Raw genomic sequence first — 21,868 nt, 5'->3', positions numbered from 1 at the left:
TTCGCCGCTCACCATGGCGTCTCCTGGTGCTACTTGCCGCCTTCGCCATCACCCTGGTCGTATACTGGCCGGGGCTCTCCGGCGGCTTCTTGTTCGACGACTACCCCAACATCGTTGACAACAAGGGTGTGCAGCCACACGCTGCCAGCCTCCCGTCATTGGTCGGCGCGGCGCTTTCCTCGCCGGCAAGCGACTTCAAGCGTCCGTTGGCTTCGTTGAGCTTCGCCATCAACTATCTGGCAACCGGGCTTGATCCCTACTGGATGAAGCTAACCAACCTGCTGCTTCATCTGCTGAACGGCTGGCTGGTGTGTCTGCTCTCGCTGGCGCTGCTGCGCTCCGATCCTGCGCGCTGGCATCCGCATACCTTCCTCGTGGCCGTGCTGATTGCCGCCGGCTGGATGCTGCTGCCGATCAACCTCACCGCCGTGCTGTACGTGGTGCAACGCATGGAGAGCATGGCCAACCTGTTCGTGCTGCTGGGGCTGCTCGGCTACGTGGCGGGTCGCCGTCGCATGCTTGGCCCGGTTGGCCGGGCGGGATCAAACTGGGGCGGATTCATCCTTTGCGCCATCAGCGTCACCGTACCGACCGTCCTCGGCCTCTTGGCCAAGGAGACTGCGGTGATGCTCCCCCTGTATGCCTTTCTCATCGAATGGATGCTGTTCCATTTCGGCAAGCCGCTGGAAACGTCCACTCCCCCGGCAGGGCCAGAACCGGGGCATTCGCCTCGCCGCGATCCACGCGTGATCGGCCTGTTTGTGCTGATACTCGCCCTGCCCATGATCGCGGGACTGGCCTGGCTGCTGCCGGGCCTGCTGAGGCCGGAAACCTGGGCTGCCCGTAACTTCACCATGGGCACCCGCCTGCTCAGCGAAGCGCGCATCGTCGTCGACTACATCGCGTGGACTCTGCTGCCCACGCCGAGTTCGCTGTCGTTCTATCACGACGACTTCCGCATCTCGACCGGGCTGCTGGCCCCCTGGAGCACGCTGGCCAGCATCGTTCTTCTTGTCGCCCTGGTCGCACTGATGTTGTGGTTACGTCGACGCGCGCCGCTGGCCGCTCTCGGTATCAGCCTGTTCCTCGGCTGCCAGTTGCTCACCGGCACCATCCTGCCACTGGAGCTGATCTACGAGCACCGCAACTACTTCGCCAGCTTCGGTCTGCTGCTGGCGATCGTGCCGCTGCTCGCCGTGTCGCGCAATTCCAGGCTGCCGCTGCCCCGGCATGTGCTGCTGGCCGGACTGATGCTTTGCTGGAGTCTCCTGACGGCACTTACTGCCTACGCTTGGGGCAACCCATTGCGCCTGGCCGAGGATCTCGCCACACGTGCTCCACTTTCACCACGCGCCCAATACGAGCTGGGCCGCACTTACATCATCTACTCGCATTACGATCATGCCTCGCCGTTCGTGCGTCTAGCCTACGCGCCACTGGAGCGCGCGGCCGCCCTGCCCGATGCATCAATCCTGCCCGAACAGGCGCTGATCTTCATGAATTCGCGCATGCACCTGCCCATCAAGGATGCCTGGTGGAACAGCCTGATTGCCAAACTCAAGGCACGCAAACCCGGCGTGCAGGATGAAAGCTCGCTCGGTGCACTCACTCAGTGCACTCATGAGCACCTGTGCGATTTGCCGCAAGATCGCATGGTGAGTACGTTCATGGCTGCGCTCGCACATCCATACCCAGGGGCTCGTTTGCTTGCCACCTATGGCGACTATGCCTGGAATGTGCTTGACGATCACGCTCTGGGGCTAAGGATGTTCGTGGACGCCGTGAAAACCGCTCCGCGTGAACCAGCCTATCGCATTACGCTGGTACGCATGCTGGCAGCAGCGGGCCGGTACTCGGAAGCACAGCAGCAAGTCCAAGTCTTACAGACACTCAATATCGGCGGTCGGCTGGATGGCGACATCACTGCGCTTCAAACCCTCTTGTCAGTAAGCCAGCGGGATGAACGCAATTCCCGGACAAAGACTGGCCGCTGAGCAACCAGCACAAAACCCACGATGGCCCACCCGTTACGGTAGACAACGATTTCGTCCACATTCGCAGCCGGCTGGCCACGCTAGAATCCCATCATTTCGACATCCATTCTTGAAGGTTCACCCAAGATGAAAGCGGTTATCCTTGCCGGCGGCTATGGAACGCGGATCAGCGAAGAAACCGTGGTACGCCCCAAGCCGATGATCGAGATCGGCGGCATGCCCGTGCTCTGGCACATCCTGAAGATCTACTCGCACCACGGCATCAACGACTTCATCATCTGTCTGGGCTACAAGGGCTACATGATCAAGGAGTACTTCGCCAACTACTTCCTGCACATGTCCGACGTCACATTCGACCTTTCAACGAACAAACTGGAAGTGCACCACAAGCACGCCGAGCCATGGCGCGTCACCCTGGTCGATACCGGGGACACGACGCAGACCGGCGGCCGGCTCAAGCGCGTCGCTCCATACCTCGACAGTGACACGTTCTTTTTCACCTATGGCGATGGCTTGGCCGATATCGACCTTGATGCGGAGCTAGCTCTACACCGCGACAAGGGCACGCTGGCGACGATGTGCGCCGCACAACCACCCGGACGCTTCGGAGCCATCGACATCGAAGGCCACCGCATCACCCGCTTTGAGGAAAAACCGGCTGGCGACGGCACCTGGATCAACGGCGGCTTCTTTGTGCTCGAACCCGCCGTGCTGGATTACATCGATGGCGATGCGACGATCTGGGAACGCGATCCGCTGGAGCGCCTCGCGCGCGAGGGGCAGTTATCGGCCTACACGCATCGCGGCTTCTGGCAACCAATGGACACCTTGCGAGACAAGACCAAGTTGGAAGAGCTCTGGCAATCCGGCCACGCACCGTGGAAGGTATGGCTTTGAACCTGTTCGACAGCGTTTATGCCGGCCGGCGCGTGCTGGTCACCGGTCATACCGGCTTCAAGGGCTCCTGGCTGGTACTGTGGCTACATACTCTGGGTGCCCAGGTCGCGGGGCTGGCGCTCGATCCGGACACGTACCCATCGCATTGGTCATTGCTGGATCTCGATGGCGTCGCCGACCATCGCGTGGATTTGCGCGATGCCGAGACTGTCCGCAAGGTCCTCGACAAGCACCAGCCTGAAATGGTGTTTCACCTAGCCGCACAGCCGCTGGTGCGACGCAGCTACCGTGATCCGGTGGGCACGTTCGCCAGCAACGTGACGGGTTTGGTCAACCTGTTCGAAGCCGTCAGCAGCTGCCCTTCGGTGCGCGTGCTGATCAACGCCACCACCGACAAGGTCTATGCCGAACACTCCACCTTGGAAGGTTATCGCGAAACCGATCCACTCGGCGGCCATGACCCCTACAGCAGTTCCAAGGCATGTGCGGAACTGGTCACGGACTGCTATCGAAAGAGCTTCTTCAGTACCCGGGATCCAATGGTGCGCATCGCCACCGCACGTGCCGGCAACGTGATCGGCGGCGGTGACTGGGCCGAGGATCGCCTGGTGCCGGATCTGATGCGTGCGGCCGCCTCGGACCAATCACTGCAAATCCGCAACCCGTCATCAGTGCGCCCATGGCAACACGTACTGGAGCCACTCTCCGGTTACCTCCGGCTTGGGCAGAAGCTGTGGAGCAGTGCGGATTTCGCCGGTGCATGGAACTTCGGTCCCGGTGCGGCTGGCGAAGTCAGCGTCCAGCAGCTCACTGCTCAACTCGGCGTGCACTGGCCCGCCTTGCGTATCGAGCACGACCGAACTACGCAGCTGCACGAGGCTGCCATCCTGCGCCTGAACTGCGACAAGGCGAGGCAGCAACTTGCGTGGCGCCCTGTCTGGGACATCGACACCATGCTGGCCAGAACCGCCAACTGGTATCGCGGCTTCCACGGATCCGGCCTAGTCGGCAGTGCAGGCGACCTCGCCGCCTATGTCGATGATGCCAAGCGGCTCGACTTGGAGTGGGCGGCATGAAGCTGCACCCCACATCGCTTGCCGGCTTGTACGAGATCCACACTGCGCCGGTCGGCGATGCACGCGGGCGCTTCACGCGCCTGTTCTGCGAGCAGGAACTCTCCCCCCTCCGGCCAGGCCTGCATTTCACCCAGATCAACCTCTCCGAGACACATGGGCTTGGGACCGTTCGCGGGCTGCACTACCAGACGCCGCCCGTGGCGGAAGCCAAGCTGATTCGCTGCCTGCGTGGACGTGTGTTCGACGTGGCTGTGGACCTTCGCACGGGTTCGCCCACTTTTCTGCACTGGCATGCGTTGGAGCTTGCCGAAGACAACGACCGCGCGGCATTCATCCCTGAGGGCTTCGCCCATGGATTCCAAACACTGACCGACGAGGCCCACTTGCTCTACATGCATACCGCGCCATGGACCCCAGCTTGCGAAGCCGGCCTGCGTCATGACGATACGCGTCTGGCAATTACCTGGCCGCTGGTCGTGGCCACGGTTTCCGAACGCGACCGTGGTTATGCGCTCATCACCAACGAATTCACTGGTGTATGCGTATGAAATGCCGCTATTGCCAAACGCCTCTGCACAATGTGTTCCTGGATCTGGGCAGCGCGCCGCCATCCAATGCCTTCTTGAATGCGGCCGACCTGAACGCACCCGAGCTGTACTTCCCTCTACGGCTTTACACCTGCAGCGACTGCCACCTGGTGCAGGTGGACGAAGTGCAGAAGCACGATGCGCTTTTTTCCAGTGACTACGCGTACTTCTCCTCGTACTCACGTACCTGGCTGGCACACGCCGAACAGTATGTAGCGCGTGCCGCGGAGCGGCTGAACCTTGGCCCGAACAGCCTGGTGGTGGAAGTCGCCTCCAATGACGGCTACCTGCTGCAATACGTCAAGGCGCGCGGCATCCCCTGTATCGGCATCGAGCCCACCGCCAATACGGCGGTGGCGGCACGCGCGCGCGGTATCGAGACCCTGGAGCATTTCTTCGGCGAACGTTTCGCACGGGACTTCGCGGGGGCGCGGCGAAAGGCGGACCTAGTGGTCGCCAACAACGTGCTGGCGCACGTGCCCGACCTCAACGACTTCGTGGCGGGCCTCGGCAACGTGCTCGCCCCTGAAGGTGTCATCACTGTCGAGTTCCCGCACCTGCTGCAACTGGTCGCACAGCGCCAATTCGACACCGTCTACCACGAGCACTTTTCCTACTACTCGTTCCACACCGTGCAGCGGATATTCGCCGGCCACGGCTTGCGCATCTGGGATGTGGAAGAACTTCCCACCCATGGCGGCTCGCTGCGCCTGTGGGCCTGCCATGCCGACGCCGGGCATCACGAGACACCGGCTGTCGCCGCACTGCTGACCAGGGAATCTATCGCCGGCATGCTGGTCATGGACTACTACCACGGCTTCCAGCCATTGGCCGACGGCATCAAGAATGCCTTCCTCGCCTTCCTGATCGATTGCAAGCGCAACGGCAAGCGGGTGGCGGGCTACGGCGCCGCCGCCAAGGGCAACACCTTGCTCAACTATGCCGGTGTGCGGCCCGACCTGCTCGGCTATGTTGTGGACGCTTCGCCGCACAAGCAAGGGCGTTACCTGCCCGGCTCACGCATCCCGGTCGTCGCCGAAGCGCGCATCCGCGAGAGCCGTCCGGACTTCGTAGTGATCCTGCCTTGGAACCTGCGCGAGGAGATAACGACGCAACTGGGCTACATCCGCGAGTGGGGTGGGAAGTTTGTTACTGTGATTCCGGAACTGGTCATGTCATGAACGCCGAAAACACAAAGAGCCGCATCTACTACACCAAACCGTCAATCACGGAGCTGGAAGTCCGCTATGCCATGGACGCGGCCACGCATGGCTGGGGCGCACGCTGCTACGAATACATCGAACGCTTCGAACGACTTTTCAGGCAGCATCTCGGCGTTCGCTATGCAATCGCCACCTCCAGCGGCACAGGTGCATTGCATATGGGCATGGCCGGGCTCCGCATTGGACCGGGCGATGAAGTCATCCTCGGCGACATCAACTGGATAGCCTCGGCCGCGCCTATCGTTCACCTCGGCGCAAAACCGGTGTTGGTCGACGTGCTTCCGGATACATGGTGTCTCGATCCGGTCGCAGTCGAGGCCGCGATCACACCACAAACCAAGGCGATCCTGGCCGTGCATCTCTACGGCAACCTTTGCGACATGGATGCGCTCGCAGTCATAGCGCAAAGGCACGGGTTACACCTCATAGAGGATTCAGCCGAGGCCATTGGCTCGGTCTGGCACGGCCGACGCGCTGGCTCGATGGGCGCCTTCGGTGCGTTCTCATTTCACGGCACCAAGACCATTACCACCGGAGAGGGCGGCATCTTCGTCACCAACGATGACGCGCTGTACGAACGCGTCTTGACGCTGTCGAACCACGGCCGCGCTCGCGGCGAGTCCCGTCAATTCTGGCCTGAACGCGTCGGCTTCAAGTACAAGATGTCGAACGGACAGGCAGCGATCGGCTGTGCACAGATGGAACGGATCGACGAGCTGATCGCTGGCAAGCGCCGTGTCTTCGAGTGCTATCGGAACGCGCTCGTAGACCAGCCTCTCACCATGAATCCCGAGCCTCTCGGAACCATAAACGGCTACTGGATGCCAACCATCGTCATTGATAAGCACATCGAGCTTGAGCGTGACGCACTACTTTCCACCTTCAAAACCGACAACATCGATGGACGAACATTTTTTTGGCCCCTGTCTTCGTTAGGGCTGTTTGATGCTCCGAATGCAAACAAGGTCAGTCAATCTTTGTCGCTCCGAGCGCTTAATCTACCAAGCTATCATGACATTTCGGATTCCGATCTGAAACGAGTTTCCGGACACGTGATTGCTGCGCTTAGGGATCAACAATGATACCCGTCATTTTCTGGGGCGCTACAGGACAGGCGAAAGTACTGAGAGATGCATTGCCTATTCACAATACGAATCTCATTGCTCTCTTTGACAACCGCGATATCGTCTCGCCGTTTACTGATGTTCCTATTTTTCACGGTGAAGAGGGATTTTCGCAGTGGGAGCAGCGGTATCGTGATCATTTTCAAGTACACGCTTGCGTGGCCATCGGCGGTTCCTTCGGGCGTGATCGACTGGAGCGCATGCATTGGCTCCAAAGCCGCAACTACACCATTCTTAGCGTAATCCACCCAACTGCATTCATTGCCAAAGATGCACTTGTGGGTGATGGCTGCCAGATTCTGGCCATGAGCGCGGTATGTGCAGGCGTAAGCCTCGGTCAAGCAGTCATTGTCAATACAAAGGCGTCCGTCGATCACGACTGCGTTATCGGCGATGGTGCCCATATTGCACCCGGGGCAACTCTCGCCGGTGAGGTGACAGTGGGCAAATTCACTTTTGTTGGAACTGGCGCCGTCATTCTTCCAAGAATACGGATTGGTATAGGCGCAGTCATCGGTGCAGGAGCGGTCGTAACACGAGACGTTGCCGCCGGAGAAACCGTCGTGGGAAATCCCGCACGACCCATCGCAAAGAATCAACCATGAACGCTGATGAAAATTACGACATGAACATCATAAATGAATTCGAGGCTTCGGTATCACAAAATATCGCCTCGCTACGACATGACTCGAAGCTGGCAATGCGGTCTCGTGACTGGATCTTGAAGACACTTCCCCATCGCTATTCCTACAATTTTCGCTGGCTAGGACGGCCGATCATCCAGTATCCGCAAGACATGATCGCCCTCCAAGAGTTGATCTGGACGATCAAGCCCGATCTAATCATCGAAACCGGCATTGCCCATGGTGGCTCGCTGATCCTGAGCGCATCGATGCTGGCATTGCTTGACTACTGCGATGCCGTTGAGACCGGCCAAACGTTGGATCCCAAGAGGCCGCGTCGCCGGGTGCTCGGCATCGACATCGACATTCGTGCGCACAATCGCGCGGCCATCGAGGCGCACCCAATGGCCCACCGCATTGACATGATCCAGGGGTCTTCGATCGCGCCTGAGATCGTGGCTGAGGTACACAAGCGCGCCACCGGGCAGGATCGAGTCATGGTGATTCTCGACTCAAATCACACACACGAGCACGTACTCACCGAACTTGATGCTTATGCCCCCTTGGTCAGTCCGGGCAGCTACTGCGTGGTGTTCGATACCGTGATCGAGGACTTACCGCCTGGCATGTACCCAGATCGTCCCTGGGACGTTGGCAACAACCCGAAGACGGCGGTGCACGAGTTCCTGTCTCGCAATCACGATTTCGATGTGGACGAAGACATCGAAGCCAAATTGCTGATCACGGTCGCTCCGGGCGGCTATCTGCGACGCCGCTGATCACTGTCCGTGGCCGCACTGCGCATCAACATCCTGTCCAATTACGCCGGCCAGATCTGGATGGCTGCGATGGGCGTGGCGTTTTTGCCGCTGTACATCCGCATCCTCGGCATGGAGGCGTTTGGTCTGGTCGGGTTGATGCTGAGTTTCCAGTCCATCCTGCAACTGCTCGACTTCGGCATCGGCGGCGCTGTCAACCGCGAGATTTCCCGTCGCGTGCACGACCCTGCATTGGCCAATGGCGCACGCGATCTGGTGCGTACATCGGAAAGCGTCATCTGGTTGCTCACGCTGGTGGCGGCTCTGTTTGTCTGGGCCTGCAGCGACCTGATGGCCGACCACTGGTTACACCTACGCAGCCTGGGACGTGAGGAGGCCGGCCATGCCATCACCATCATGGGCATCGCCATCGCCCTGCTGTGGCCGAGCATGTTCTACGCCAATTGCCTGTCCGGTCTGGAGCGGCAGCCTGCGCTCAATTTTATCAATGCGATATTTGCCACGCTGCGCTATGCCGGTGTACTGCCGGTACTGCGTTGGGTGTCGCCATCCATCGAGGCATTCCTGTGGTGGTACGCCATCGTGGGCGCGGTGCAGTCGCTTACAACCGCCGTTGTCGTCTGGCAAGCGCTGCCGCACGGACATCGTCGCGCGCGTTGGGTCACTGACGAGCTGCGCGGCAATCGCCGCTTCGCAGGCGGTCTGTTCGCCGTCGGCATACTGGCGCTTGGCGTCAGCCAGCTTGATCGCCTGAGCTTGGTAAGTCTTCGTCCGCTGGAAGAGTTGGGCTACTACACCATGGCCTTGAGCGTGGCGGCGGGGCTGGGGCGGATGGTGCAGCCGATGTTCAACGCGCTCTACCCTCGTTTCAGCCGCCTGGTCACGCGCCACGACGAGACAATGCTGTGCGAGCTGTATCACCTCAGCAGTCAATATCTCGCGGTGGTGATTGCCGCCGTGGCGATGATGCTAATTGTCTTTGCGCGCGAGGTACTGCTCCTGTGGACCGGTGACGCCAACCTAGCAGACAAGGTCGCTTTACCCTTGGCCATTCTGGTGGCCGGATCTGCACTCAACGGACTAATGAACATTCCCTACGCCCTGCAACTGGCGTACGGCTGGACGCGTCTGGCCATGGGCCTGAACGCGGCATCGCTTCTACTTGGCATTCCGTTCTGCCTGTGGGCAGTGCAGGCGTACGGCACCACCGGTGCAGCATTGCTGTGGTTGGTGGCCAATCTGGTTTCCGTGTTGTTTGGCATCCCGCTCATGCACCGGCGGCTGCTGCACAACGAAATGACGAAATGGTATTTGCAAGACAATCTGCCGCCGTTGCTCGCAGCCATGGCAGCGGCACTCGTTCTTGAGGTCGCGCTACCCCCGGTTTCGCGTTCCATTATGGGCTTGGCATGGCTGACGGTCGCCAGTGGTGTTGTCTTGACGGCCAGCGCACTGGCATCCCGTGCCGTGCGCCGGATGATACGCGCCAAATTGTTACTCTCCTTTTGACCATCATCCACCTCATTCATGACCAACCCAAAGATCACCGTCATCATCCCAACCAGAGAGCGCTGTGGCGTGCTGGAGTATTCCCTGCGCACGGCAACAACGCAGGACTACGACAATCTCGAGATCATCGTCAGCGACAACTTCAGCGGGGACGATACCCGTGATGTGGTTCGCCGCGCCAACGATTCCCGCATTCGTTACCTGAATACCGGCAAGCGACTGAGCATGTCGCACAACTGGGAGTTCGCCCTGTCGCATGTCGATGACGGCTGGGTCACGTTCATGGGTGATGACGATGGATTGATGCCGCGTTCGCTGCACACCGTCACAGAGATCATTCGACTCACGCAGGCCAAGGTCATTCGGTCAGATTTCTGCACCTACGACTGGCCTGGCATTCCCGAGCGGAAAAACAGCCAACTCATCGTTCCGTTGGCATCGGGAATGGAAACACGAAGAAGCAGGCAATGGCTGGCCAAAACTTTGTACGGGAAAGCCAGATACAACCAGTTGCCAATGATCTACAACGGCGGCTTCATCCATATATCCGTTCTGAAGAAAATCAAGGAGCGCCTAGGCTCGTTTTTTTCATCGGTCAACCCAGATGTTTACACAGCCATTGCCATTGCCAGGATCGTGGATGACTACCTCTACGTCCGTGAACCGCTTGCCATCAGCGGAACATCCAGGCACAGCAATGGCTACTCCGCATTTTCAAAAGTCAAAGAGCGCAGCCTGCAGCCTCACAAGCAATTTCTCGAAGAGGGGAATATCCCTTTTCATAACGATCTTCCTCTTGCAGCAGGCGGAGGACTCCCACTGTCGTTACAGGCATGCGTTTACGAGGCATATCTGCAATCCCGGGCCCTAGGCAGTCCTGTTGATAGCGTCAACCAAGCGCAACAGCTTGCCGTGATTTTGGCCTCATCCGGCAAGCACCGAGATTCCATCGACGCGTGGGGAAAGATTTTTGCTGAAATGCACGGCCTCGATTACGCTGCCGCACAACGGGCATCTGCACTGAAGCGCTTCAATCTTCAAACGGCCATCATGACCGGAAAAACACTCAAGGCACTGAACTCGGTGATCGTCGATAGGCTATTCATCAGAAATATTCACGAGGCAAGTATCGCCGCATCGGTGATCCGATCATCACCGGGGCGAAGGGATACTCTGCACTTTCTGAAAAGGCAACTGCTGGAGCTACTTAACCGTTAGCAATTCACGATAAATACCCACATAAGCGTCGATCATTCCATGCATCGAAAAATACATGGCACTGCGAGTGCGCGCAGCATGCACCATCGTTCGCCAGCGCAGAGTGTCGGCTGCCAATTCACGAACCGCGTTAGCAAACGCTGCCACGTCGTCTTGCGGACAAAGCACTCCTCCAACACCATCCTTGACCACTTCCACCAACGAAGAGTCCCGGGTAGCGACGACGGGCAATCCGCACGCCATAGCCTCGGCGGCCACCAATCCGAATCCCTCGCTACGCGATGGAAACAACAGCGCATCGGCATCCCGCATGGCGGCTGCCACGGCATCGCTTCCGCACAGTTTGCCGATATCATGCATATTTGGCGGCATGTTGCACCGGTCACGGCGGGTCGCCTCGCCTCCGGTATAACGAAGCTCGAAGCCGGCGCCAAGCTCCTGCATGATCGGCGCCAGTAAATCCACGCCTTTGAGCAAAGCCCATTTGCCGACATAAAGCAGGCGGAACGGCTGATGCGCTGCCCGTTGCACCGGCGGCCGAAAACTTTCGGTATCGACGCCGTTATGGATCACCTGCATCGGTCGATCAAGCAGGGTTTTTCTTGCCGTATCCGCGGCGAATCGACTCACCGCCACCACCACGTTGGCACGCTGCAACGTTCGTCGCTCGACCGCTCGCATCCACCAGCGGTGATAGAGCCTACGCGTCAGCCCTTTGTAAGAATCCAGACTGGGGTGGTGAATGGAGTGATGCAACGTAGCGATGACGGACGAGTGTTCAGGCAAGAAGCGTGAGTGCAGCAAGGTATTGACATGAACCACATTGGCCCACAATGGCTGCACAGGGACAGGTACCGTCCACGGCGCATATTCGGCGCGGAGCGGTAGCCAAGTGATTTCCGCCCGCAAACCACGCTTGCGAAGTCCTTCAACCATACGCTTTGTGAATACGTCGGTACCACTGCCTGCGCGCACAGCCGGGAACCAGATGGCAGGCTCGCGATTCGCACTCACTGATGCATGCACTCAATGCGATAAATCAATGTTGGAATGATGCACCTGAGCGGCGTCAACGTAGCATCCGGAACCTTTCGCAGGATACGTGTGCTCAATGAATCCGGACATTCGATCTCAAGCGTGATGCGCCAGGCTTGGATGCATAGGTTGTGATAGCGAAATCCGGCGTCGGCGAGCATTCGCTCCAACTGCCACATCTCAAGCGGCTCGCAGTCATAAAGCGTACCTTTGCGCATCAAGCGCAAATACGGTGTACGCCAAGCGTGCGGCCACCAGCTCAGGAACTTCAAGCGATAGTGCGGCTCGACCAACATCCAGCGATTGGGTACGGCTAGGTAACCCACACCATCGGGACGCAGTACGCGATGCAGTTCTGCCAGATGCGCGCGCTGCGCCAACTCGTCGCCCACGTGCTCGATGACATGATTGCTCAGCACGACGTCGAAGGATTCGTCGGCAAACGGCAATCGCGTGTCTTGTACTTGATGGTAACGATAGCCATCGGTGACCAGGCGGCTATCGTGGACGTCCACCGCATCCACCTCGCAACTCAACTGAGGGTGAGTGCCGAAGTAATGGGCTATGCCACCCGAACCTGTGCCGACCTCGAGCATGTGTATCGGCTGCGGGCGGTTGGTCAGATCCAGCAGCCGTTCGATCTTCAGCCCCTTGAAGCGGCGCGACGGCAAGTCAAGCACGGCGTGAGGCTGGCGCGAGGCCGACGTGCCGCCTGCACCACTCGGATCCTGGTTCGGTGGAGCATCAGACATTCCGCACACCCAGCAACTTACGCAAGCGTTCACTGAAAACCGGCCATGCCTTGCCGGCCGCGAAATCGCGACAGACAACTGCAGTCGGCCCATCGCGTGTCTGCGCGAGTTGGCGGATTACTGCCTCGCCAAGCCTGCCATAGTCACCCGACTCGGCCAGGGTGCCGGTCCGCCCATCCTGTACGGCATCGGATATACCCCCCACCGCAAAGGCGACGGTGGGCAGACCATGTGCCGCCGACTCCAGCGCCACCATGCCGAAACCCTCCACATCGCCAGGCAACTCAAGCACAGGGAAGATGTGGAGATTGGCGGCCTGGTAGGCCGCACTTAGCGTCCCATCATCGCAGCGTCCGAGAAAGCATAGATTCTGTTCGACACCGGCGTCGTGAGCCGCGGCGAGGATGCGTTCGCGCTCCGAACCTGTCCGCGTATGCAAGGCATCATTGGCTTCATCGCCGATGACCAACAGCAGTGCATCGCGATAACGGGACACGACGGTCGGCATCGCCCTTGCCACAAATTCGGCCAGCCCCTTGCGCTGGGTCAACCGCCCCACCGAAAGCAGCAGGGGTCGCTGCCCGAGGCCATGACGCTCGCGGAAATCGCGTGCCGCCTTGGCATCCAGCGTGGGCAGATCGGTCCCCGGATGCAACACGTGCACTCTGCCGGATCGCACGCCACTGCCTTGTGCCAACCGCGCCGTGTTTGAGCTGTTCACCAAGGCCAGGTCACAGCGCCGGATGAAAGGCAGCCATAGCCATTGGTACACGCGGCTGGGCGCTACGATGTCGAGCCCGTGCAGATAGACGGCCGCCCTGCCCCCGGCACATTTCGCAGCCAGCCAGGCGATCGGTGCGGTGAGACCGCTGCCGGCAATGACCCACTCGGGTTTGCGTCGCCATGCCAAGCGAATTGCGTGCCACAGGGTCGCAACCAGAAACGCTGCCAGCGGCTTTACCCTGCTTTGCTTCACCACTGTCTGTGGTGGTGCGTATTCAATGCACCCGGCCGGCCCGCACAACGCCGTACGCCAGGCTGGCTGCAAGGCTGCAAGCAGGTGCAGGTTGACCTTTTCCATGCCGCCAAGCAGCGGCGGAAAATTACGCGTTACCAGCAACGCCAGCGGACTTGAGTGGCGGTCTTCAGGCATCGCGTCGATACATCAAGCCAGTGATCTGCTCGGACACCAGCCCGATCAGGAACACAATCACCGAAGCGCTCCACATCAACGTGCTCATGTTGGTGAGGCGGCCTTCATGCACGAACGTCCATGCGTAGTTAGCGCAACCGAGCAGGAAGAACACCATACTTGCCGGCACGAACAGCTTCAGCGGCGAGTACAGCGTGGCGATCTTGAAGATGATCAGCAGGAAGCGCACGCCGTCGCGCAGGGGCTTGATGTGGCTCTTGCCCACGCGCTGGGCGGCCTTGATCGGCAGGTAGGCCACCGGGTAGGCGCTGCGGAAGAAGGCCATGGTGCTGGTGGTGGGGTAGCTGAAGCCGTTCGGCAGCAGGTGCAGGAATTCGCGGAACTTGTCCGCGCGCACGGCACGGAAGCCGGAGGTGAGGTCCAGCACCGGGTGGCCGGTCATGCGGGTGGCCAGCCAGTTGTACAGGGTGTTGGCGAGGCCGCGGCCCACGCCGGCCTGGCTGTCCCAGTCGCGCGCGCCGACCACCATGTCGTAGCCCTGCTCCAGTTTCTCCAGCAGACGGGCAATGTCTAGCGGGTCATGCTGGCCGTCGCCGTCCATGAACACCAGGATGTCGCCGGCGGCAGCACGGGCGCCGCGCTTGATCGCCGCGCCGTTGCCCATCGAGTACGGCGAAGACAGGCATCGGATGCCGCTGGCCTCGCAGAGACTGCGGGTGTCGTCGGTGGAGCCATCGTCGACCACGATGATCTCGGCACCGGGATGGGCTGCACGCAGGCGCGGCAGCAGTGCGGCCAGCGCAGGCGCCTCGTTCTTGGCGGGCAGGATGATGCTCAGGCGGTTCAACGGATGGCTCCCCCGGGTGAAGGAAGATCATAGCGTGAAGGTTGGGCTGGGTTGCGGACGGGGTTGGGGCTTTGGGGCTGCAGCCAGTGCGATGCGGTGGCTGGGCGGCGTGCAGTGCAGGCTCTGCTGCGTCAAGGAACCCGGCCAGACTTCAAGTGATCAGGCTCATGCCCGCGTGTTTGGCGGCACCGCGGTCAAACGTCATGGTGTGTTCACAGCCGGCGGACGTAGCTGTGCATGCGATCAGGCAGTCGGCCAAATCTGCCTTGGAGTCGCGGTAAATGCGCACGGCTTTCCAGACGACCTCCGCACGCTCCACGATCAACTCCTTGGTACGTAGCAGGGCTTCCAGGGCTTCGGTGAGCTGCGCACGATCCAGGCCATACGCCGTACCCAGCACCCAGGCCAATTCGATCACGGACACGATCGAAATCCAGCCCGGCGCCTCGACAGTCAGCGCGTCGAGCAAAGTCGAGGCCTTGGCCGACTGCGCTGTATCGTCCTGCATGATGTAACGCACCAGGACATTGGTATCCAGGCCGATCATTTCGCCGCCGCACCCGCCGCTGCGATCGCGGCGTTCATCTGCTCGATCGACACCGACTTGGACGCTTTGCCGAACATGCCCTTGAGTGCGGTCACGGGGCGCGTGGCGGCGATGAACTCATACCGGCCCGGCTCGATTTCCACAAATTCCACCCGATCCCCCGCACGCACGTGCATGGCCTCACGCACGGCAACCGGAATCGTGATCTGGCCCTTGCTGGTAACGCTGGCGGTGGTCATGGCCCTCTCCTTCGAGTTCCTTACTTCATTGTAAGGAGACGCAGATGCGCAATCAAGATAATCAGGTGCAATAGGCCGTAGTTGCACCGTGCAAAAAGCACGGATCATCCAGGAACCGGGCCCGGTGATTGCCATGTCGGCAACACGATTCCGGCGGGCCGTGCGCGCCCTACCGCGCGTTGCTACCTCCCCTTCGTTCACGAGAGGGTCGGGGCGGCGCTGCTCTTGGGCTACGCCGATATTTCAGGGACGCCATGCGCGCCCGGACGACAGACAAACTTTTGACGTATGCTCTTGATTGCAGATTCGATCTGGAAGCTGGCCGATGAAGCCCTCCGAAATTGTCCAACTCCGGCGCGATGAGATTCGGAGCGTGGTTGCCGCACACCGGGCGGCCAACCCGCGGCTGTTCGGTTCGACCGTGCGCGGTGAAGATACGGAGGGCAGCGACCTGGATCTGTTGATCGACCCGACACCGGAGACCACGCTGCTGGATGTGGGCGCAATCCAGTTTGCGCTGCAGTCGTCATTGGGGATTGCCGTGGACGTGGTGACGCCTGGTGACCTTCCGCCGCGCTTCCGCAACAAGGTGATCAACGAAGCGGTTCCGCTGTGACGGCTTCGGACTTTCGACAGTATGACTATTTAAGCCACATGATCGAGGCCATTGAATTGGCGCGTGGCTACGTCGAAGGCATGGACAAGATAACTTTTCTTGCCGATCGGCGAACACAGCAGGCCGTGATCATGAACATCCTGATTATAGGCGAGGCGGCAACGAAGCTGGCGGATAGGTATCCGGAATTCACGCTGACACACTCGCAGATCGCCTGGAACAGCATGCGCGGCATGCGCAACCGGCTTGCACATGGCTACTTCGACATCAACATGGATGTCGTTTGGGAAACGCTGGAGCGCGATCTCCCCGGACTGCAGAATTCGCTGACTGAGCTGCGTCGGCAGGTCTTGCGCGACAACTGAAAGCAGGAGCGGCGGGCGGTGCCCGCCCTACGGCGCGTTGCTCCCTCCCCTGCCTGCCCCAAGGGACCGAGCCATAGCCCTGTGCGCAGAGGAGGAACCGAGCCGGGCTGCCCTGCATACGGAAGGAGGAGCCTGGCCCGCGGGAGCAGGCTTGAGCACTGCGTCACCCTGCTGGATCGGGCCGGCAAGGAATGGGTGACCTGCGCGCCGGACTGCGGTAGATTCAACAACATACAGGGGCAAGATCGAGTCGTTTATGTCATCTCAATTGCAACCGTCGCTCACGGGTTTGTCAGGCATGGCGCGTCGGCTGGTGTCCGAGGGGGTGATGCCCGAGGACGTCGTGCGCAAGGCGATGGCCGACAGCAACCAGAGCAAGTCCACCCTGACGACGTGGCTGCTGGAACGCAACCTGGTCGACAGCGCCGAGTTGGTGCGCATTGCCTCGGCCGAGTTCGGCATGCCGATGATGGACGTGGCGGCGCTGAACCCGGCCACGATGCCGCTCGACCTGATCAGCGAGGCGCTGATCACCAAGCACCAGGCGCTGCCGCTGTTCCGTCGCGGCAAGCGGTTGTACGTGGGCATCGCCGACCCGATGCAGTCGCATGCGCTGGACGAGATCAAGTTCCACTCCAACTGCATGGTGGAACCGATCCTGGTGGAGCGCGGCTCGTTGCAGCGGGTGATCGAGAGCCTGCTCAACAACATGCGCAACACCATGCCCGACATGGGCGGCGGCGAGCTGGACGAGCTGGACATCGAGGGCGGCGACGACGAGAGCGAGTCGAGCAGCGGCGTCGACGCGAACGCGAACGACGACGCGCCGGTGGTGAAGTTCGTCAACAAGATCCTGGTGGACGCGATCCGCCGCGGCGCCTCGGACATCCATTTCGAGCCGTTCGAGACGCAATACCGGGTGCGCCTGCGCATGGACGGCATCCTCAAGGCCGTGTCCAACCCGCCAATGAAGATGGCCAACCGCATCTCCTCGCGCATCAAGGTGATGGCGCAGCTGGACATCGCCGAGAAGCGCGTGCCGCAGGACGGCCGCATCAAGCTCAACCTGTCGAAGACCCGCGCGGTCGACTTCCGCGTGAGCACGCTGCCCACGCTGTTCGGCGAGAAGATCGTACTGCGCATCCTGGACGGCTCCTCGGCCAGGATCGGCATCGAGAAGCTCGGCTACGAGCCGGACCAGCAGAAGCTCTACATCGACGCGATCCACAAGCCGTACGGCATGGTGCTGGTCACCGGCCCCACCGGCTCGGGCAAGACGGTGTCGCTGTACACCGGCCTGAACATGCTCAACACCGCCGAGCGCAACATCTCGACGGTGGAGGACCCGGTGGAAATCCGCGTCGAGGGCATCAACCAGGTGCAGCAGAACGTGAAGCGCGGCATGACCTTCGCCAGTGCGCTGCGCTCGTTCCTGCGCCAGGATCCGGACGTGATCATGGTCGGCGAGATCCGCGACCTGGAAACCGCCGAGATCGCGATCAAGGCGGCGCAGACCGGCCACATGGTGCTGTCCACCCTGCATACCAACGACGCGGCGCAGACCGTCTCGCGCCTGATGAACATGGGCATCGCGCCGTACAACATCACCTCGTCGGTGAGCCTGATCATCGCCCAGCGCCTGGCGCGGCGCCTGCACGACTGCAAGAAGCCGATCGACCTGCCGCCGCACGTGCTGCTGGCGGCCGGCTTCAGCCAGGCCGACATCGACGCGGGGCTGACCATCTACGAGGCCGTGGGCTGCGACGGCTGCAACGAGGGATACAAGGGCCGCCTGGGCATCTACCAGGTGATGCCGATGCTGGAGGAGATCCAGAAGATCGTCCTGCAGGGCGGCAACACGATGCAGATCGCCGAGGCGGCCAGGGCCGCGGGAGTGAACGACCTGCGCGCGTCGGCCCTGCTGAAGGTGAAGCAGGGGTTGACCAGCCTGACCGAGATCGACCGCGTCACCAAGGAATGAGCGGCGGATATGGGGCCGCCGTTGCACCGAACTTGCGTCCGACGCCACGGTTTGGCGCCGCAAAAATGGCATAAGCTGCACAAATACTGTCTGCCGCCCGCATAGGACGGCTCCGGGACTGGACTACTGGGGGAAGATGCGCATGGCCACGGCTACCGCAACCACGAACATCGACAAGGCGCGCTCGCTGGGTGCCCAGCGCGCCCAGGTCAGCCAGCTGACCACCTACGAGTGGGTTGCGCTGGACAAGCGTGGCAAGCGCATGAAGGGCGACATGCCGGCGAAGAACGCCACGCTGGTCAAGGCCGAGCTGCGCCGCCAGGGCATGAACCCGCAGACCGTGCGCGAACGCGCCAAGCCGCTGTTCGGCTCCACCGGCAGCACGATCAAGCCGGGCGACGTAGCCATCTTCAGCCGCCAGATCGCCACCATGATGGCCTCCGGCGTACCGATGATCCAGGCCTTCGACATCATCGCCGACGGCCAGAAGAACATCCGCTTCAAGAACGTCCTCATCGACATCAAGCAGAACATCGAGGGCGGTTCGTCGCTGAACGAGGCGCTGGGCCGCTACCCGGTGCAGTTCGACGAGCTGTACTGCAACCTGGTGAAGGCCGGCGAGGCCTCCGGCGTGCTGGATACCGTGCTGGACACCGTGGCGACCTACAAGGAGCGCACCGAGGCGATCAAGAAGAAGATCAAGAAGGCGCTGTTCTACCCGGCGATGGTGCTGGTGGTGGTGTTCATGGTCTGCCTGATCATGCTGCTGTTCGTGGTGCCGGTGTTCGCCAAGACCTTCAAGGACGCCGGCGCGCAGCTGCCCGCCCCCACCCAGTTGCTGGTGACCGCCTCGGAGTTCATGCAGAGCTACTGGTTCGTCGTCATCGGCATCATCGGCGGCAGCATCGCCGCGATCGTGATCGCCAAGAAGCGCTCGGTGAAATTCGCCCACTTCCTCGACCGCATGTCGCTGAAGATGCCGGTGATGGGCAACATCGTGCGCAACTCGGCGATCGCCCGCTTCGCCCGCACCCTGGGCGTGACGTTCCGCGCCGGCGTGCCGCTGGTCGAGGCACTGGACGCGGTGGCCGGCGCCACCGGCAGCGTGGTGTACGGCGACGCGGTCAGGCAGATGCGCGAGGACATCGCGGTCGGCCACCAGTTGCAGCTGGCGATGAGGCAGACCGGCCTGTTCCCCAACATGGTGGTGCAGATGACCGCGATCGGCGAGGAATCCGGTGCGCTGGACAACATGCTGTTCAAGGTCGCCGAGTTCTACGAGGAAGAAGTCAGCAACGCGGTCGACACCCTGTCCACCCTGCTCGAACCGATCATCATGGTGGTGCTCGGCACCTTGGTCGGCGGCATGGTGGTGGCCCTGTACCTGCCGATCTTCAAGCTCGCCGGCACGTTCTAGATTTCCCGAGACACCTCACGAGAACGGCGGGCATTGCCCGCCGTTCTCGTTGTAGGAGCGCACCCTGTGCGCGATGCTCTGATGCTGGTAGCCGCGAAAAGCATCGCGCACAGGGTGCGCTCCTACACGAAGCGCCGTACCCTACTGCCTTCCCCTTTACCGCGGGGACCCAAAACACAAGGCTGACGCATGCCCGAACTTCCCTTTGCCCTGTGGATCGCCCTGGCCGGCGTGCTCGGCCTGCTGGTGGGCAGCTTCCTCAACGTGGTGATCCTGCGGCTGCCCGAACGCATCGCGGCAGGCTGGCGGCGGGAGGCGCGGGATGTGCTGGAACTGGAGCCGGACGAGACGCCGTTGCCGCCGGGCATCGTGCGCGAGCCGTCGCATTGCCCGCAGTGCAAGCACTCGCTGTCGGCGCTGGACAACATCCCGCTGTTCGGCTGGCTGCTTCTGCGCGGGCGCTGCCGCTATTGCCGGGCGAGTATCTCGATCCAGTACCCGCTGGTGGAGCTGCTCAGCGGCGTGCTGAGCGCGGCGATCGTGTGGAAATTCGGCCCGTCGTGGGCCGCGCTGGCCGGGCTGGCGCTGACCTGGACGCTGATCGCGCTGTCCGGCATCGACTTCCGCACCCAGCTGCTGCCCGACCAGCTCACCTACCCGCTGCTGTGGCTGGGCCTGCTGCTGTCGCTGCTGCCGATGTTCGTCGCTGCGCCGGCGGCCATCCTCGCGGCGGCGATCGGCTACCTGAGCCTGTGGAGCGTGTACTGGGCGTTCAAGCTGCTTACCGGCAAGGAAGGCATGGGCTACGGCGATTTCAAGCTGCTTGCGGCGCTGGGCGCGTGGATGGGGCCGATGTCGCTGCTGCCGATCATCCTGCTGTCGTCGCTGATCGGGGCCCTGGTCGGCGGCGCCCTGATCGCGCTGCGCAAGCATCAACGCGAGATCCCGATGCCGTTCGGCCCGTTCATCGCCGCCGCCGGCTGGGTCTGGTTCATGGCCGGATCCGGCCTGCTGCAGGGCTACATGCAACTCACCGGCCTGCGATGAGCGCGCGGCCGCATGCCCTGGTGATCGCGTTGACCGGCGGCGTCGCCGCCGGCAAGACCGCGGTGGCGCGGCGCTTCGAGGCGCTCGGCGTGCATGTCCACGACGCCGACGTGGCCGCCCGCGAGGTGATCGAGCCGGGTACGGCCGGGCTGGCCGCGGTGGTCGATGCGTTCGGGGCCGGGGTGCTGGACGGCACCGGCCGGCTGGATCGCGCCGCGATGCGCCGGCGCGTGTTTGCCGACCCGGCGGCGCGAAAAACCCTGGAGGCGATCATCCATCCGCTGGTGCGCCAGTGGCTGCACCGGCGGGCGCTGGCCGAACGCGGCCCGTACTGCCTGCTGGCGATCCCGCTGCTGGCCGAGAACATCGAGCACTACCGCTGGGTCGATCGCGTGCTGCTGGTCGACGCCACCGAATCGGTGCAGCTGGCCCGGCTGACCCTCCGCGACGGCATCGACGAAGCCCTGGCCCGCCGCATGCTCGCCCACCAGGCCAGCCGCGCCGAACGCCTGGCGCTGGCCGACGACGTGATCGAGAACAGCGGCGACGAATCCGCCCTGGACCGCGCCGTCGCCGAACTGCATCGACGTTACCTGGCGCTGTCCGCCAGCCACTGATCCGCGTAGGAGCGCACCCTGTGCGCGATGCTCTTCGTTTCTATGGGCATCAGAGCATCGCGCACAGGGCTGTCTCTTCTCCACATCTGACGCTGCCGACGAAGTCAGACGAGTGTAGATCTCGGTGGTCGCCGTATCATTCAAAAAGGGGGGGGGGGGGGGGGGGGGGGGGGGGGGGGGGGGGGGGGGGGGGGGGGGGGGGGGGGGGGGGGGGGGGGGGGG

General features: G+C 61.7%; 22 protein-coding genes. 16 read left to right on the top strand and 6 right to left on the bottom strand.

The window, feature by feature from the left end; genetic code table 11:
- Window positions 1-26: 26 nt before the first annotated feature.
- From AC3WRN_RS16340 to AC3WRN_RS16295, 10 genes are all read left to right on the top strand, one after another.
- Window positions 27-1,994, top strand: coding sequence for a hypothetical protein (locus tag AC3WRN_RS16340; protein ID WP_492623772.1), 1,968 nt, complete (start codon window positions 27-29; stop codon window positions 1,992-1,994).
- Between the two features lie 126 nt (window positions 1,995-2,120).
- Window positions 2,121-2,891: a glucose-1-phosphate cytidylyltransferase gene (gene rfbF, locus AC3WRN_RS16335; RefSeq protein WP_492623771.1), complete on the top strand. Its 771-nt coding sequence runs from the start codon at window positions 2,121-2,123 to the stop codon at window positions 2,889-2,891.
- On the top strand, window positions 2,882-3,967 hold the full coding sequence (gene rfbG / locus AC3WRN_RS16330; RefSeq protein ID WP_492623770.1) for a CDP-glucose 4,6-dehydratase: 1,086 nt from the start codon (window positions 2,882-2,884) through the stop codon (window positions 3,965-3,967). The genes rfbF and rfbG overlap by 10 nt, the downstream gene beginning before the upstream one ends.
- Entirely contained in the window at window positions 3,964-4,515 is a 552-nt protein-coding gene (locus tag AC3WRN_RS16325; protein WP_492623769.1) for a dTDP-4-dehydrorhamnose 3,5-epimerase family protein, read from the top strand. Before rfbG ends, AC3WRN_RS16325 begins: the two co-directional genes overlap by 4 nt.
- Window positions 4,512-5,735, top strand: coding sequence for a methyltransferase domain-containing protein (locus AC3WRN_RS16320; RefSeq protein WP_492623768.1), 1,224 nt, complete (start codon window positions 4,512-4,514; stop codon window positions 5,733-5,735). Before AC3WRN_RS16325 ends, AC3WRN_RS16320 begins: the two co-directional genes overlap by 4 nt.
- Window positions 5,732-6,859: a DegT/DnrJ/EryC1/StrS family aminotransferase gene (locus tag AC3WRN_RS16315; RefSeq protein WP_492623767.1), complete on the top strand. Its 1,128-nt coding sequence runs from the start codon at window positions 5,732-5,734 to the stop codon at window positions 6,857-6,859. The genes AC3WRN_RS16320 and AC3WRN_RS16315 overlap by 4 nt, the downstream gene beginning before the upstream one ends.
- The gene (locus tag AC3WRN_RS16310) at window positions 6,856-7,506 is read left to right on the top strand and encodes an acetyltransferase (protein ID WP_492623766.1); all 651 of its coding nucleotides are present in this window, start codon (window positions 6,856-6,858) and stop codon (window positions 7,504-7,506) included. The genes AC3WRN_RS16315 and AC3WRN_RS16310 overlap by 4 nt, the downstream gene beginning before the upstream one ends.
- The gene (locus AC3WRN_RS16305; protein ID WP_492623765.1) at window positions 7,503-8,303 is read left to right on the top strand and encodes a cephalosporin hydroxylase family protein; all 801 of its coding nucleotides are present in this window, start codon (window positions 7,503-7,505) and stop codon (window positions 8,301-8,303) included. The genes AC3WRN_RS16310 and AC3WRN_RS16305 overlap by 4 nt, the downstream gene beginning before the upstream one ends.
- A 9-nt stretch (window positions 8,304-8,312) precedes the next feature.
- Complete coding sequence (locus AC3WRN_RS16300) at window positions 8,313-9,812, top strand: lipopolysaccharide biosynthesis protein (protein WP_492623764.1); 1,500 nt, start codon at window positions 8,313-8,315, stop codon at window positions 9,810-9,812.
- An 18-nt stretch (window positions 9,813-9,830) separates the two neighbouring features.
- The gene (locus tag AC3WRN_RS16295; RefSeq protein WP_492623763.1) at window positions 9,831-11,030 is read left to right on the top strand and encodes a glycosyltransferase family 2 protein; all 1,200 of its coding nucleotides are present in this window, start codon (window positions 9,831-9,833) and stop codon (window positions 11,028-11,030) included.
- On the opposite strand, the gene AC3WRN_RS16290 is transcribed toward AC3WRN_RS16295, so the two are convergent.
- The 6 genes from AC3WRN_RS16290 to AC3WRN_RS16265 all read right to left on the bottom strand — a co-directional run bounded on the left by AC3WRN_RS16290 (window position 11,016) and on the right by AC3WRN_RS16265 (window position 15,603).
- Window positions 11,016-12,044 (bottom strand): glycosyltransferase family 4 protein, encoded by a 1,029-nt coding sequence (locus AC3WRN_RS16290; RefSeq protein WP_492623762.1) that lies wholly within the window; start codon window positions 12,042-12,044, stop codon window positions 11,016-11,018. The genes AC3WRN_RS16295 and AC3WRN_RS16290 overlap by 15 nt on opposite strands.
- On the bottom strand, window positions 12,041-12,817 hold the full coding sequence (locus AC3WRN_RS16285; protein WP_492623761.1) for a class I SAM-dependent methyltransferase: 777 nt from the start codon (window positions 12,815-12,817) through the stop codon (window positions 12,041-12,043). The genes AC3WRN_RS16290 and AC3WRN_RS16285 overlap by 4 nt, the downstream gene beginning before the upstream one ends.
- On the bottom strand, window positions 12,810-13,970 hold the full coding sequence (locus AC3WRN_RS16280; RefSeq protein WP_492623760.1) for a glycosyltransferase family 4 protein: 1,161 nt from the start codon (window positions 13,968-13,970) through the stop codon (window positions 12,810-12,812). The genes AC3WRN_RS16285 and AC3WRN_RS16280 overlap by 8 nt, the downstream gene beginning before the upstream one ends.
- Entirely contained in the window at window positions 13,963-14,817 is an 855-nt protein-coding gene (locus tag AC3WRN_RS16275; protein WP_492623759.1) for a glycosyltransferase family 2 protein, read from the bottom strand. Before AC3WRN_RS16275 ends, AC3WRN_RS16280 begins: the two co-directional genes overlap by 8 nt.
- Before the next feature lie 151 nt (window positions 14,818-14,968).
- A complete protein-coding gene (locus AC3WRN_RS16270; protein ID WP_068093453.1) occupies window positions 14,969-15,364 on the bottom strand; it encodes a type II toxin-antitoxin system VapC family toxin in 396 nt (131 codons plus the stop codon).
- Window positions 15,361-15,603 (bottom strand): AbrB/MazE/SpoVT family DNA-binding domain-containing protein, encoded by a 243-nt coding sequence (locus AC3WRN_RS16265; RefSeq protein ID WP_492623758.1) that lies wholly within the window; start codon window positions 15,601-15,603, stop codon window positions 15,361-15,363. Before AC3WRN_RS16265 ends, AC3WRN_RS16270 begins: the two co-directional genes overlap by 4 nt.
- Before the next feature lie 325 nt (window positions 15,604-15,928).
- On the opposite strand from AC3WRN_RS16265, the gene AC3WRN_RS16260 reads away from it, so the two are divergent.
- From AC3WRN_RS16260 to coaE, 6 genes are all read left to right on the top strand, one after another.
- The gene (locus AC3WRN_RS16260) at window positions 15,929-16,219 is read left to right on the top strand and encodes a nucleotidyltransferase family protein (RefSeq protein WP_492623757.1); all 291 of its coding nucleotides are present in this window, start codon (window positions 15,929-15,931) and stop codon (window positions 16,217-16,219) included.
- A 38-nt stretch (window positions 16,220-16,257) separates the two neighbouring features.
- Entirely contained in the window at window positions 16,258-16,584 is a 327-nt protein-coding gene (locus AC3WRN_RS16255) for a HepT-like ribonuclease domain-containing protein (protein ID WP_492623756.1), read from the top strand.
- Between the two features lie 256 nt (window positions 16,585-16,840).
- A complete protein-coding gene (pilB, locus tag AC3WRN_RS16250) occupies window positions 16,841-18,565 on the top strand; it encodes a type IV-A pilus assembly ATPase PilB (RefSeq protein ID WP_492623755.1) in 1,725 nt (574 codons plus the stop codon).
- Between the two features lie 142 nt (window positions 18,566-18,707).
- Window positions 18,708-19,982: a type II secretion system F family protein gene (locus AC3WRN_RS16245; RefSeq protein ID WP_492623754.1), complete on the top strand. Its 1,275-nt coding sequence runs from the start codon at window positions 18,708-18,710 to the stop codon at window positions 19,980-19,982.
- Window positions 19,983-20,171: 189 nt separating this feature from the next.
- Window positions 20,172-21,029, top strand: coding sequence for a prepilin peptidase (locus tag AC3WRN_RS16240; RefSeq protein WP_492623753.1), 858 nt, complete (start codon window positions 20,172-20,174; stop codon window positions 21,027-21,029).
- A complete protein-coding gene (coaE, locus tag AC3WRN_RS16235) occupies window positions 21,026-21,646 on the top strand; it encodes a dephospho-CoA kinase (RefSeq protein WP_492623752.1) in 621 nt (206 codons plus the stop codon). Before AC3WRN_RS16240 ends, coaE begins: the two co-directional genes overlap by 4 nt.
- Window positions 21,647-21,868: the final 222 nt, after the last annotated feature.

The organism is Rhodanobacter sp. FW101-FHT13A11, assembly GCF_058790335.1.
Note: the sequence above shows the minus strand (reverse complement) of the source record. Positions and strands in the feature narration are given on the sequence as shown.